Origin of the sequence: Nodosilinea sp. LEGE 06152 (assembly GCF_015207525.1) — a bacterium.
In the GTDB taxonomy this organism is placed as follows: domain Bacteria; phylum Cyanobacteriota; class Cyanobacteriia; order Phormidesmidales; family Phormidesmidaceae; genus Nodosilinea.
On sequence record NZ_JADEWR010000004.1, the window covers coordinates 292,133 to 305,786 of the forward strand.

The 13,654-nt window shown below is 59.3% G+C and carries 9 protein-coding genes; 4 read left to right on the forward strand and 5 right to left on the reverse strand.

All coding sequences use genetic code 11. From position 1 onward, the window contains the following. Window positions 1–122: 122 nt before the first annotated feature. From ftsH to glnT, 5 genes are all read right to left on the reverse strand, one after another. The gene (gene ftsH / locus IQ265_RS08645; RefSeq protein WP_194052434.1) at window positions 123–1,991 is read right to left on the reverse strand and encodes an ATP-dependent zinc metalloprotease FtsH; all 1,869 of its coding nucleotides are present in this window, start codon (window positions 1,989–1,991) and stop codon (window positions 123–125) included. A gap of 283 nt (window positions 1,992–2,274) precedes the next feature. Then, window positions 2,275–2,568: a YkvA family protein gene (locus IQ265_RS08650; protein WP_194052436.1), complete on the reverse strand. Its 294-nt coding sequence runs from the start codon at window positions 2,566–2,568 to the stop codon at window positions 2,275–2,277. Window positions 2,569–2,771: 203 nt separating this feature from the next. After that, complete coding sequence (locus tag IQ265_RS08655) at window positions 2,772–4,172, reverse strand: aldehyde dehydrogenase family protein (RefSeq protein ID WP_194052438.1); 1,401 nt, start codon at window positions 4,170–4,172, stop codon at window positions 2,772–2,774. A gap of 348 nt (window positions 4,173–4,520) precedes the next feature. Then, complete coding sequence (locus tag IQ265_RS08660) at window positions 4,521–5,705, reverse strand: iron-containing alcohol dehydrogenase (protein WP_194052439.1); 1,185 nt, start codon at window positions 5,703–5,705, stop codon at window positions 4,521–4,523. Between the two features lie 364 nt (window positions 5,706–6,069). Continuing rightward, entirely contained in the window at window positions 6,070–7,395 is a 1,326-nt protein-coding gene (glnT, locus tag IQ265_RS08665; protein ID WP_194052441.1) for a type III glutamate--ammonia ligase, read from the reverse strand. Window positions 7,396–7,745: 350 nt separating this feature from the next. Between glnT and IQ265_RS08670 the strand changes: the two genes are divergently transcribed. The 4 genes from IQ265_RS08670 to IQ265_RS08685 all read left to right on the forward strand — a co-directional run bounded on the left by IQ265_RS08670 (window position 7,746) and on the right by IQ265_RS08685 (window position 13,624). Then, complete coding sequence (locus IQ265_RS08670; protein ID WP_194052443.1) at window positions 7,746–8,321, forward strand: hypothetical protein; 576 nt, start codon at window positions 7,746–7,748, stop codon at window positions 8,319–8,321. 280 nt (window positions 8,322–8,601) lie between these two features. After that, complete coding sequence (locus IQ265_RS08675; RefSeq protein ID WP_194052445.1) at window positions 8,602–9,330, forward strand: gamma-glutamyl-gamma-aminobutyrate hydrolase family protein; 729 nt, start codon at window positions 8,602–8,604, stop codon at window positions 9,328–9,330. A 360-nt stretch (window positions 9,331–9,690) separates the two neighbouring features. Beyond that, window positions 9,691–10,575: a FecR domain-containing protein gene (locus IQ265_RS08680; RefSeq protein WP_194052447.1), complete on the forward strand. Its 885-nt coding sequence runs from the start codon at window positions 9,691–9,693 to the stop codon at window positions 10,573–10,575. Then, window positions 10,556–13,624 carry an EAL domain-containing protein gene (locus IQ265_RS08685; protein WP_194052449.1) on the forward strand — a complete coding sequence of 1,023 codons (3,069 nt, stop codon included), beginning with the start codon at window positions 10,556–10,558 and terminating at the stop codon, window positions 13,622–13,624. Before IQ265_RS08680 ends, IQ265_RS08685 begins: the two co-directional genes overlap by 20 nt. Window positions 13,625–13,654: the final 30 nt, after the last annotated feature.

Consider the following 13,654-nt stretch of genomic DNA (forward strand, 5'->3'; position numbering starts at 1 on the left):
CTTGGTGGTGGCGAAGGTTTAGCTTGGGCCAGTTCGGAGCATGTCTCGCCGCAGCGCTTCTACAGCAGTTGCCCCAGCCTGTACAAGCCAGGCTGGGGCAACTGTTAACTATGCAATAGCCTTTAACCCACCAGTTGGGGGTCCTGCACCTGCTTGAGCTGTTCGCGCAGGGGCGGGCCTTCGATCACCTCAGCCTCTAGCAGCTGCTGAGCCAGGGTCTCTAGCAGCTCGCGATTCTGCTTGAGAATGTCGAGGGCGCGCTGGTGGCCTTCTTCAACGATGGCTTTCACCTCTTCGTCGATCGCCTTGGCGGTTTCCTCGCTGATGGGGCGGCGAGCGTTGGGCATGCCGCCTTCAAGGAAGGCGTTGCGCTGGGCGCGATCGTAGGCGAGGGGGCCGAGCACCTGACTCATGCCGTAGGTGGTGACCATTTGCTCAGCCAGGTCAGTGGCCCGCTGCAAATCATTTGAGGCACCGGTGGTGATGCTGCCGAAGATAATTTCTTCAGCCGATCGCCCACCCAGCAGGGTAGCAATTTGCCCCTTTAGCTCGGCCTCATCACGCAAAAAGCGGTCTTCGGTGGGCAGTTGCAGGGTGTAGCCGAGGGCGGCCATACCGCGCGGCACGATAGAGATTTTTTCGACCTCATCGGTGCCGGGCATCATTGCGCCCACTAAAGCGTGTCCAACTTCGTGGTAGGCAACAATTTTCTTTTCTTTTTCGTTGAGTACGCGGCTCTTCTTTTCAAGGCCAGCAACCACACGCTCGATCGCCTCGGCAAAGTCTTCCTGCTCGACCACAGCACTGCTGCGACGGGCGGCTAGCAGGGCGGCTTCGTTGACCAGGTTGGCTAGGTCGGCCCCGGCAAAGCCTGGGGTACGAGTGGCGGTGGTCTTGAGATCGACAGTGTCGGCCAGCTTCACATCCTTGGCGTGGATTTTGAGGATGGCTTCGCGGCCCTTGAGGTCGGGGCGATCGACGAGAACCTGGCGATCGAAGCGACCGGGGCGCAGCAGGGCGGGGTCGAGGGTTTCGGGGCGGTTGGTGGCAGCCAGCACAATTACTGTAGTGTCGCCAGCCTCAAAGCCATCCATCTCAGTAAGCAGCTGGTTGAGGGTTTGCTCGCGCTCGTCGTTGCCGCCGTAGAAGCCGCTGCTAGAGCGGGATTTGCCGATCGCATCCAGCTCATCAATGAAGACGATGCAGGGCGACTGTTTTTTGGCCTGCTCGAACAGGTCACGCACGCGCGAGGAGCCCACGCCAACAAACAGCTCGACAAATTCTGAACCCGAAATGCTGAAGAAGGGCACTCCCGCCTCACCAGCAACGGCCTTGGCCATCAGAGTTTTGCCCGTACCAGGAGGGCCAACCAGCAGCACCCCCTTGGGAATTTTGGCTCCCAGGTCGGTAAAGCGCTTGGGGGTTTTGAGGAAGTCAACCACTTCTACCAGTTCGGTTTTAGCCTCTTCAACCCCGGCTACATCATCAAAGGTAATTTTGCCAGCGTCGCCCTCGACATAGACCTTGGCTTTGCTTTTGCCAATGGAGAGCGCTCCCTGGGGGCCACCACCGCCACGAGCTAAAAAGAACCGCCACACGCCAATGAAAATCAGCGGCGGAATCACCCAGCTCAGCAAGCTGCCAAACCACTGACCCTTGGGCGGCGGCACAGCGGCAAACTCAACGCCGTTGTCTTCGAGCCGCTGGGGCAGTTGGAGGTCGAAAATGGGGGTAGTGGTATATACATCGCCCGGTTCACCCGTGGTGGGGTCTTTGACCTGGTAGCGAATTTCGTTTTGGCCCACCGAGGCGCGCACTACCTCCTGCTCGTCGATCCGGTGAATGAACATGCTATAGGGTTCACGGGCGGTTTGGCTGCCAAACACGCTAGAGAACACAATGTTGAGCAGCAGCAGGCCAGTGGCGGCCCAGAGCACGATATTGATAATTTGCCGCGATTGCGGTGGCTGAGGGTCTTTTTTGACGGGCATAGCGATTTTAGATTGGCGATTTTGGATTCTAAATTTTGGATTGGCAATGGCCAACTCCGAAGTCGCAGGGCAGGTGCTGCGAAAAAGCACCTAGGGTGCGCTGTTAGCTGCAAGCAGGTTCGCAATCAACCCTTCCCCTGGCTGCAGCGCACCGTTTCACTCGGGGCTTCACTTCGGGCTCATGATGGGTTGAGCTGCACAACACGCAGGGGGTGTCACAGGAAACGTAACGCACCCAATGCCGATTTGAGGCTACGACACGGACTGGTGCTCGGCCATCGACCTACTGGTCGAAGTTGACATCGACGGTGGTGTTAGCGGCATCGGGAGTATCAGCCCGCAGCCCAGACTGCTTTTTGTTGGTCAACCCAGACAGCACGATCTGCGACATGGCGGCAATAAAAATAGAGGCCACCGCCGCATCATCAATCCAGCCAATGATGGGGATGAAATCGGGAGAAATATCGATGGGGCTAAGCAGGTAAAGCAGTGTGGCACCGGCCAACAGCCAGCGGTATTTGGGGTGTTCGAGGGTGCGCTTATACCAGTCGTAGAAAGCCTGAACAGGAGAGTTCATGGGGGCAAGGTTGAATGCGATGGCTTTATGGTGCCACGGAACCCATGGGTTGCTCTGTGGCGGATAGCCGTCCGCCAGCGGGGCGAGGGCCGAACTTTGGCGATTTTGGATTTTGGATTGGCGATTTTGGATTAAAAATCATACTTAAGGAGGACTAAGTCTTTTGCAAGCGGTCTCGAAAATTCAAAATATAGAATCCAAAATTATCCCGCTCGTAGGTGCCAAGCCCGAGGCTGCAAAAACGTATAGATTCCTGCCAGCGACAGCGTTGCCCCCAAACCGGAGTGGCCGCGACCGCTCCAGGGCAGGCGAGGACTGACGCGATCGCAGCAGTTCCAGTAGGCGCTCCCCGTCTTGAGCTGGCGCAGAATGCCTACAGCCCGCTCCCGCTCCGTTCCATACACCGCCGCCGTCAGCCCGTAGGGCGTATCCTGCATCAGCGCTACGGCTTCCGCATCGCTGGCCACCTGCTGAATGCCAATTACTGGGCCAAAGGTTTCTGCCTGCATCACCGTCATGGTGTGGTTGACCTCGGTGAGCACCGTGGGAGCAAAGTACCAGCCGGGGCGATCGAGGGTTTCGCCGCCGCATTGCAGGGTGGCCCCCTTAGCCAGGGCATCCGTCACCTGCTCTGCCAAAACACTGAGCTGCGGTTTGCGGCTCACCGGGCCAAGGTAGGTAGCCGGATCGGTGGGGTCGCCCAGCTTAAACCCTTGCACCGTTGCCATGAACGCTTCTAGAAACTCGTCATAGACATCGGCGTGCACGTAGATGCGCTCCACCGCGCAGCAGCTTTGACCATTGTTGTAGAACGCGCCATCCGCCAGCCCCGCCGCCGCCACAGACACCTTCGCATCAGCGCACACGTAGGCTGGATCTTTGCCCCCCAGCTCTAGCTGGGTGCGGATCAGCTTGGGTGCGGCGGCGATCGCGATCTTCTGCCCCGTAGCGTAGGAGCCCGTAAAGAACACTCCGTCGATCGGCTGCTCCAATAGCGCCGCCCCGGTTAGCCCCGAGCCAATCACCGGAATGAAAATGTCTTCGGGAATGCCCGACTCGTGCAGGAGAGATGCGATCGCCCCCCCTGTCAACGTGGCAAACTCCGACGGCTTGTACAACACCGCATTGCCCATCAGCAGCGCCGGAATAAACACGTTTCCCCCCACAAAATAGGGATAGTTCCACGCCGAGATGTTAGCGATCACCCCCAGCGGCTCCTGAGCAATCACTTCTTCTAGGGTGCCAGCTCCCAGCGCCGCCTCCGCTGGCTCGGCGTAAACCCGATCGGGAGATAGAACCTGATCGGCATTTTGCACAAAGAAATCGATTCTGCCTGGCAGAGCCAAGATCTCGCTGCGGGCCTGGGTGATGGGCTTGCCAGTTTCCGAGGTTAGCAACGCCGCTAGGGTATCGACTCGCTCAATCAGCAGGTCCCGGAACCGCAGGATGGGCGTGATGCGATCGGCCAAAGGCAGTGCCCCCCACCCCAGCTGTGCCTCCCGCGCTCTGCCATATTTTTCGGCAACGGCGGCTCCGTCATCTACCGGCATGTCTTTAATCAAGGCCTCGGTGGCGGGGTTAATGATCGAGAGTAGGTCAGCCATAGCGCAGGGGATTGAGTAGGTCGTTGATCGACGGTTTTGGTAGGGGGTGGATGGTGGGCAATGCCCACCCTACGGGCAGGTCAATTGCAGAGAAGGACAGGTTGCTTTGCAGAACGGAGGTTTAAACCGATGATCGATAAGTCCTTTCCGTGAGGTCAAGGACGACGGAACGTCCTTGTCGATGGGGGTCTGGGGCCAGCGAAATGGCCCCAGCAGCAGATCTGGCCATTGCCCCAGATTGTGCGCCGCGATCGATTGTGGGCTAAGGCAATGGTGCATTGCTGCGCGTTGGCAAAGCCTCGCCTTAACGTTATGCACCCTACGGTTGAATGGCAAAGGGCATGGCGATTAGAAGGCATCTTGATAGATGGCGTAAAAGTCCTTCTCCGTAACGGGTCTAGGATTCAGCGGATGACAGCCATCCTTGATCGCCACCGCCACCAGGGGCTCGAGACTATCGGAATTTACCCCCAAAGCCCCCAGCGAAGTCGGGATGCCAATCGACTCCGACAGCCCCATAATCCAATCCACAAACTCCTGCCCATCGGTCGCCTCTGGCTTTACCACCCGCGCCATCCGCAAAAATTGCTCGGGGGCGGCGGCTAAATTAAACCGCATCGCCGCCGGCAGCATGATGCCATTCGCCAACCCGTGGTGCGTGTCATACACCGTAGAGAGCGCATGGGCGCAAGAATGGGTAACGCCCAGGCCCTTTTGAAATGCGATCGCCCCCATCATCGACGCATTCAGCATTCCTCCCCTAACCGCCAAGTGCGCCGCCGCTGTTGCCTCATCAAAGGCTTCTCCAGCTTGCGATCGCCGGGCAAAATCCACGCAAGCCTTCAAATTCTGCGCCACCAGATAAATACCCTCCAGCGCAATGCCATCGCACAACGGATTAAATCCCTTGGCCAGGAACGCCTCGATCAGGTGAGTCAGTGCATCCATTCCCGTGGCGGCAGTAATTTTGGCCGGTAGGCCCAGCAGCAGCTCCGGGTCAGCCAGCACCACCTTTGGCAACAGTTGCGGGTCAAACACGATCTTTTTGGCGTGGGTATCGTCGTCTGAAATTACCGCACTGCGGCCCACTTCGCTACCAGTGCCTGCGGTAGTGGGGATAGCGACAATCGGTGGAATCAGCTGATCGATGGGGCGTGTACTGTTGCCGTCCTCGTAGTCGAATAGGTGGCCGGGGTGGTTGGCCATTAGGGCGATCGCCTTCGCCACATCCATCGGCGCACCGCCGCCAACGGCCACAATGCCATCGGCCCCGTGCGTCTTCCATGCCTCCAGTCCTGCCATGACCTGGGAAACCACTGGGTTGCCCCAAACGCCGCTAAAGGTGACGGCATTAAAGGCAGCAAGGGAGGCTTCTAGATCTGGGAACCAGGGAAGTTGAGCGACATCTTTATCGGTGACGATGATGACTCGCTCAATGCCCAGAGTCGTGAGTTCGGCAGTAAGTTCTGCCCGCGCTCTTGGCCCAAAGCGAATGCGGGTGGGGAAGTTGTAGGTGTAAATAGTAGAAGACATAACGAATTTACGCTTTGGAAAGAGGAACTGTAGGGGGCATCCGCGCAGCGATGCACCGTTGTCTTGGGCTAAAGACCCTGCACGTCTACAAAAATCTTGGGTAAAAGCCAAACCTGCTGCTGGGGGCGTTCCGATTGCCCCCAGCCCCCCTCGTCCAGGGCCGTTCCGCCGCCCTGGACCCAACGGAAAGGATCAACCGATCATCGGTTTAAACCTTTGTTCTGCAAAGTAACCTGTCCTTCTCTGCGATTAACTTAAGCAACCGTAGGGCGGGCACTGCCCACCATTCACCTTGTCTACCCATTGATCATCCCGATCACAGATACCTCACCAGGGCGAGCGGTCGTTCGCCCCTGCGGGACTTCTAAATATTCACGTACTGGTTCATTTCCCAGTCGGTAACTTGGGCATTGAAGGCGTCCCATTCCTTCGCCTTCATTTCGAGGAAGGTTTTAGCTCCGAGTTCGCCCATCATGTCCATGAGCAGGGGATCTTGCTTGAGGGCGGCCATCGCTTCGTAGAGATTGTGGGGCAGGGTTTGCAGGTTAGGGAACTCGTCGCCACGGGCAAATAGGTTTTCGTCAATGCGCTGGCCTGGGTCGGCCTGGGTCCTAATGCCGTCGAGACCCGCTGCCAAAATTCCGGCGGTGGCCAGGTAGAGGTTGACGGCCCCATCGATCATGCGGCACTCGAAGCGACCCGTATCGGGAATGCGAACCAGGTGAGAGCGGTTGTTGCCGCCGTAGGAGATGTAGCGGGGGCTCCAGGTGCTACCGGAGGTGGTGGTGCTGGCCCCCAGGCGGCGGTAGGAGTTAACGGTGGGGGCGCAGAGGGCCGTCAGCCCTTTGCCGTGGGCGAGCACACCGCCGAGGAAGTGGTAGCCGATGGACGAAAGCCCGCCCTCGTCGGCCCCTTCGGCAAAGAGGTTGGTATCGCCCTGCCACAGGCTGTTGTGCACATGGCCGCCGTTGCCGGTGATGTGGCTAAAGGGCTTGGGCATAAAGGTGGCGACAAAGCCCCGCTGCTCGGCCAGGGTTTTGACCATGTATTTGAAAAAGACGTGGCGATCGCAGGTTGTTCTCGCATCGCTATAGGTCCAGTTCAGCTCAAACTGACCGTTGGCGTCTTCGTGGTCGCACTGGTACGGCCCCCAGCCCAGGTCTTCCATGTAGGTGACCAGCGTTGAGATCAGGTCAAACTGGCGCATCAGGTTGAGCTGGTCGTAGCAGGGGCGCTCAGCCGTGTCCTTGGGGTCAGCAATTTCGTACCCCTGCTCGGTTTGGCGCAGCAAAAAGAATTCGGCTTCTACCCCAGTTTTGAGGGTGTAGCCCAGCGACGCGGCCTGATCAATCACCCAGTTGAGCATCATCCGGGGCGCAGCGGGGAAGGGTTCTCCTTCGTAGTAAACATCGCTAGCTACCCAGCCCACGGTTGGCTCCCAGGGCAGCTGAATCAACGAGTCGGGGTCGGGCACAACAGCAATCTCTGCCGCCTCTGGCCCCAAACCCAGGTTGGAGGCAAACGAGCAGAAAAACGCGCCGTCTTTCTCTACCCCAGCCATTTGCGAAGCGGGCACCAGCTTGGCCCGCGTGCCCCCCAGCAAATCGGTGTAGGAGACTAAGAAAAACTTGATGCCGAGGGCCTTGGCCCTTTCTGCCAGGTTCTGTACCTGGGTCAACATGCTGACCATAGAACGACTCCGGGAGTTTCAGCTTAGTAAAACAGGCTGACGACGTCGCTTTTGTAGCTGTAGATACGGCCCCTCAATCTGAAATTTCACAGCCGTTTGATCAAAACGACAGCCCCTTCAATCAGCGCTCTATCTGGCCCTGACAGACTCTGACAAACTGAAGCAACAACGCAACGGCCTCTGCCCTGTCGCACTAATCCTGCCGCACTAATTCTGTCCTGGGGCAGAGAAATAACCCAGCCCTCTAGCCGAACAGCCTGAGGCAGAACCTGAATAGCGTGTAAGCGAGGCCACCTGTAGCTGCCAACCCTCAGTTCTAGAAAGCCGCTTTGACGTCAGATACAAATACCATGAACAGCGATAACGACATCAACCGAACCGGGCGAGGCGCGAACCGCAATCTCAACGCTAAGCCTGTGCCGCCAGAGAGGCAGCCGGTTGAGCAGGCTGGCCAGCCTGCAGACACTGGGAACACTGGCATTGGCCCAGCTGGGGCCAGCGTTATGGGTACAGCCATTGGCGGTATTGCCGGTGGGCCGGTGGGGGCTGCTGTCGGGGCCGCTGTGGGCGCTGTCGCAGGCGGACTCGCCAACGAAGGTATGACCACCGGGCATGCCGACCCTATCGCCGAGGAAAAGTACTGGCGCGACAATTATCGGCATCAGCCCTATGCCAGGTCGGGCTACGGTTACGACGACTACAGCCCCGCCTACCGTACCGGCTACGAAGGCTATAGCCGCTACTCTAGCCAGGGCCTCAACTTTGGTCAGGCAGAACCTCACCTGCGCCGAGATTACGATCGCCACAACCGATCAGGCCGACTCGACTGGAACCAGGCTAAACAGGCCATTCACGACGCGTGGTATCGGCTGCAGTCTGCGGTTGCAGACAACGTTGCAGACAACTCTGTGGGACGTCCGCGCTAGGGCGATCGCGGCCCCCAGCTCGCTGCAAAAGTTAATTTGGGGACCACCGATACACCTAACTGCCCCCCAAAGCCTTTTCAAAGCCGCTTTTAGGGTAGGACAAAACCTGAGTAAGATAAAAGCCGTGCCCCAAGCGGATTATTTGCCAATCTCGAAAAATTCTGAGATAACTTGATATAACAAGTTTGATGCAACCCCTTTGGCCCTCCCACCAGGCTTACCGCTGCGGCTAAACGAGCTTGCCCCCAAGCGTATAACTGAAGGCTAGGTCTAATACCCTATGGATATTTTGGTTGTTCAACACGTTGAGGCCGACCCGGTTGGCATTTTGGGCCGGTACCTGGAGGTGAACGGAGCCTGGCTGCACACCTGGCTGGTGCCCCAGCGGTCGACCCCGCCCCAGGGCCACTACGATGGCTTAATAGTGCTGGGCGGCCCCATGAACGCCTGTGAAGACGAGAACTTTCCCCACCTGGCGCGGGTGACAGAGCTCATTCGCGAGTTCCACAGCCAGGGCAAGCCAGTGCTGGGCATTTGCCTGGGGGCGCAGCTCATCGCTCGAGCCTTTGGCGGTCGTGTCTACCAAAACGAGATCCCAGAGTTGGGCTTTACACCGCTGTTTCCTGTGGCGGAGAGCGCAGAACCCTGGATTCAAGACTACCTACCCGGCATGCCGATGATGCAGTGGCACTTCGACACCTTCGATTTGCCCGCCGGGGCCAAGCTGTTGTTGACCAATGAAATCTGCACCAATCAGGCATTTCGCCTGGGTAGCCACACCTATGCCCTACAGTTTCATCCCGAAGTCACGCCTGACATTGTGATGAACTGGATCGCCTTCAAAACTGATTGGATTGAGGCTCATTACCCCCATCTGTTTGAGCAACTGCAGGAGCAGCTGGTGATGCACTGGGTGCAGTCGGCCCAGTTTACCGAAAAGTTGGCCAACGCCTGGTATGCCCAGGTGGTGGCCTCGGCTCAGACGGTATCGCTGCTGCGGCAGAGCTAAGCAATTGGCCCAGCAGAGGGCTAAGGGTTTAATTAAATTTACGTTTTGTAGGTCAAGCATTCTGCCTGACCTTGCATGGCCGAGTTAACTATTTCACACGTATAAACTCTTGAGCCTGCATCTTCTAAGGCTGTGGCGAATAAGTAATTGCCCTAGACGGGGCAGCAATTGTTACACAAATGTTTTATGTAGGGCAAGCGCGCTTGGAACGGGTGACTGATCAGGGATCAAGCTATATCAACCATCGAAGATTTCAATGGGTTAGGTAATCGCGCCCTAGTCGCTGACAGTGCCCCTTCGGGCTCAAAATTTACAGAGTGGGTCAACTTATTTGGATGAGGATCATGGTAAGAAATACACATGATCAACCCCATTCCGCAGCCAGTGGCCCATGCTCCAGAGCCGCATCACCGACAACAGCAACGGCTAGTCTGGTGGGGTGTCAGCATTTTTACGGCCCTGACCGTAGCGTTTGCTGCCCATGCGCTACCCGTGCGGGTCAATCGAGGGCTGTCGGTGCGCCAGCTGCAGGGCGAGGTCACGCTGTTGCGCCCTGGCCGTTCTGCGCCAGCTGCGGTAGGCGATCGCCTCGATGCGGTAGGCGACGGCCTGCGTACGGGTACGCGATCGTCGGTCGTGTTGGAGGTCGATACCGATGTGGGCTTTTTAGATGTTTCTGAGCGTACCGAGCTACGCATTCGCACCCTAGAGATGGCCGCCGACGGTGGGCGCATTACCCACCTCAGCGTGCCCCGAGGGCAGGTGCGCACGCGGCTGCGGCGCTTTACCAACCAGGGCTCGCAGTTTGAAATTGAAACCCCGGCCGGCATCAGCGGCGTGCGCGGCACCGAGTTTGGCGTTAGCGTGCAGGAGAATGGCAAAACCGGCATTGCTATTCTTACCGGAGCCGTAGACACCTCTGCCGTGGGCGAAACCGTGGCGGTGCCGGCGGGGTTTCAAAACCTGATCTGGCCGGGCGAACCGCCCACTCAGCCGGTACCCCTGCGCGATGACCCAGGCCTAACCTATGAGCGGCAGGTCATCTTTGAAAACAGAACCCGCTACGTCAGCATGACGGGTCGGGTTGACCCAGTTAATACCGTGCTTGTGGATGGAGCCCCCCAAGCTGTGGACCGCCAGGGTGAATTTCGCATCACCCGTTTGGCGACGGCCCGGTTGCGAGTCGAGGTTGTAGTAACCACTCCCCTTGGCCGCCAGGAAATTCATGAGATTTACCTTCTCTAGCCGGTTTTGGCGAGGTTTAGAATCGCTGCTAACCGTGAGCTTGGCTGGCCTTGTGGTGTTGAGCGCAAGCGAGCTGGGCCTGCTTTTGCCCCTGGTGCAGGCCGAGTACCAGCTGCGGTTTCGTCTGCGCGGACAGCACCCCTGGAGCGACCACGTTGTGCTGATTGCCATTGATGACCCTAGCCTCGACAGCCTGGGGGCATTTCCCTGGCCGCGACGGCGCTACGCTGAGCTGCTGCAACAGTTGCAGGCTGCGCCGCCCGGAGTAATTGTGTTTGACCTGCTATTTAGCGACAGCAGCTCCGACGATGACCTGTTTGCCGAGGCGATCGCCACTCATCCAGCCGTTGTTTTAGCCTCTGCCTGGAATCGCGACGGGCAACCCCTGGGGCCAACCCCAACCCTGGCGACGGCCGCCCTGGCCAGCGGCCACATTTCGCAGCAGCACCAGGGCGGCTACATTCACAGTGTGGCCCCCCTGGCCGATGGGCAGCCCGCCCTGGCGATCGCCACCGCAGAGGCAATCAGCCTGACCCAGCGGGCAGTGCCGCTGCCGCCGCTCGATCGCCCCCTGTGGGTCAACTGGCCCGGTTCAGCCGCCGCTTTGCCCACCTATTCATTTGTTGACGTGCTGGAAGGGCAGGTACCGCCCCAGGTGTTTGAAGGCAAAGTGGTGCTGATTGGGGCCACTGCCCTGGGCCTCGATGACTGGGTCACTCCCTTTGACGCCGACCCACCCGCCAGCGGCATATATTTGCACGGAGCGCTGCTCGACAATCTGCTGCATCAGCGCTGGCTCAGGCCAGCACCGGGAGGCTGGCTCGCGGCGCTGGGGCTGGGGCTAGGACTAAGGCTGATTTTAAAGGGGGCACTTCAAACCAGCGCCAGGTTGCAGGGCGGTTCCCCACGGCGGTTCGGATCGCTGTGTCGGCAGGGGGCGTTGGTTGGGGGGCTGGTAGTGACCTGGTGGGGGCTAGCCCTGGCGCTATTTAAGGTCAACCTTTGGCTGCCGGTGGTGGGGCCAGCCCTGGTGGTAGGTACGGTGGGAGGCTTGAGCATCGGCCACCAGCTGGTGCGGCAAAACCGCTGGCTTCAGCAGCTCACGGACAGTTTGCAGCGTCGCCACGGGTCAACGCTGGTGCTGCCTGGGGCCGATAGTTCCGTTGCTCTGGCGCGGAGTCAGCCGCTGGCCTCGCCCGGTCTCACCCCCGAAGTAGCTCAACTGGTTGAGCTGACTCAGCAGCTAGGGCGATCGCAGGCGATTCAGGCGGCCGTTGCTCGCAGTTTGCCCCTGGGTTTAGTGGCGGCGGCAGCCGATGGCACTGTGTGGTTTGCTAACCCGCTGGCGGCCGAGTGGTTGGGCGTGGCGGCGGGCGACAACCTCGGCACCAGCCCGCTGGCCAACTGGTTTGACGAGGGTGCCTGGGAAGCGCTGTGGCAGCGGGTAGCCCAGGGGCAACCAGTACCCACCCAGGTGCGGCAGCGGGGCGAGCCACAAGCCACAAGCCGCTGGTACGAGCTGCGCCTAGAGCCGCTAGTCACCGACGCCAACCTGCTGGCCGACTGGCCCCAGGGCGCGATCGTGCTGGTTGAAGATATTACCTACCGCCAGCACATCGAAACCGAGCTGCGGCGGCTCAACGAAAGTCTGGAGGACCAGGTGCAGGTGCGCACCCGGCAGCTAGAGCAGCTCAACCTGTCGCTGCAGGAGCAAATTGCCGAGCGGCAGCAGGCCCAAAGCCAGCTTGCCTACGAGGCTCTGCACGACGCGCTCACGGGGCTGCCCAATCGCCGCCAGTTTCTCAGCCATCTCAGCGCTCAGCTGGCCCAGCCCGAGGGCGATCTGTTCGCGGTGCTGTTCCTAGACTGCGATCGCTTCAAGCTAGTCAACGACTCCTTTGGCCACTGGGTCGGCGACGAGCTACTCAAACGGGTGGCAACCATTGTGCAGGAGTGCGTGCGCCCCACCGATGTCGTGGCCCGTTTTGGCGGCGATGAGTTCACGGTGCTGCTGACCACCCTTGACCAGGTAGAGGATGCGATCGCGGTGGCCCAGCGCATTCGCCAGCGATTTGCCCAGCCGCTGACCATTCAGGAGCACCAGCTCTTTACCAACACCAGCATTGGCATCGTGCTGAGCGGCCCCCAGTACCACCACCCCGACGAGCTGCTGCGCGACGCCGATACGGCCATGTACCAGGCCAAAATCAACGGCCTGGGCCACGCCCTCTTTGAACCCGGTATGCACCTAGACGTACGCCGCTCGCTCCAGATCGAAACCTCCCTGCGGCTGGCCCTAGAGCGGCAAGAATTTCAGCTCCACTACCAGCCCATAGTCAACCTTGCCACCCAGCAGCTAATCGGCTGCGAAGCCCTGCTGCGCTGGCTACACCCCGAGCGAGGGCTGCTGCTGCCCAGCGAGTTTTTGGCCATTGCCGAAAGTTCTGGGCTGCTGCTGCCCATCGGCAGCTGGGCGCTGCAGGAAGCCTGTAGCCAAATGCAGCGCTGGCGACGCCGCAGCCTGATTGCCCCCGACGCGATCATGAGCGTCAATCTGTCAGCCACTCAGTTTTTGCAGCCCGATTTGGTGGCTATTGTTGACAGTATTTTGGCCAACAGCGGGCTGCCCGCCGCCAACCTCAAGCTCGAAATCACCGAAACCGTCGTGATGGAAAACCCTGCCCAGGCGGTGCAGATGATTCAGGCGCTACGCGATCGCGGCATTCGCCTCAGCATCGACGACTTTGGCACCGGCTACTCATCGCTGGGCTACCTGCAACAGCTGCCGGTTGACATTCTCAAAATCGATCGCAGCTTTATTGTCGATATCCACCAAAGCCCTCAGCAGTACGGCATTGTAGACGCCATTATTCGCCTCGCTGCCCACCTCAATATTCAGGTTATTGCCGAAGGCATCGAGCTGCTTCCGCAGCTGCAATCGCTCAATCAGCTGGGGTGCGAGTTTGGCCAAGGGCACCTGTTTGCCCGTCCGCTGAGCGTGAGTCAGTTTAGCCAATACCTGCGGCGAGAGGGGGGAGGGGGAAGGTGAGTGGATGGGGGGAGGGGGAGGTGAGGGGGC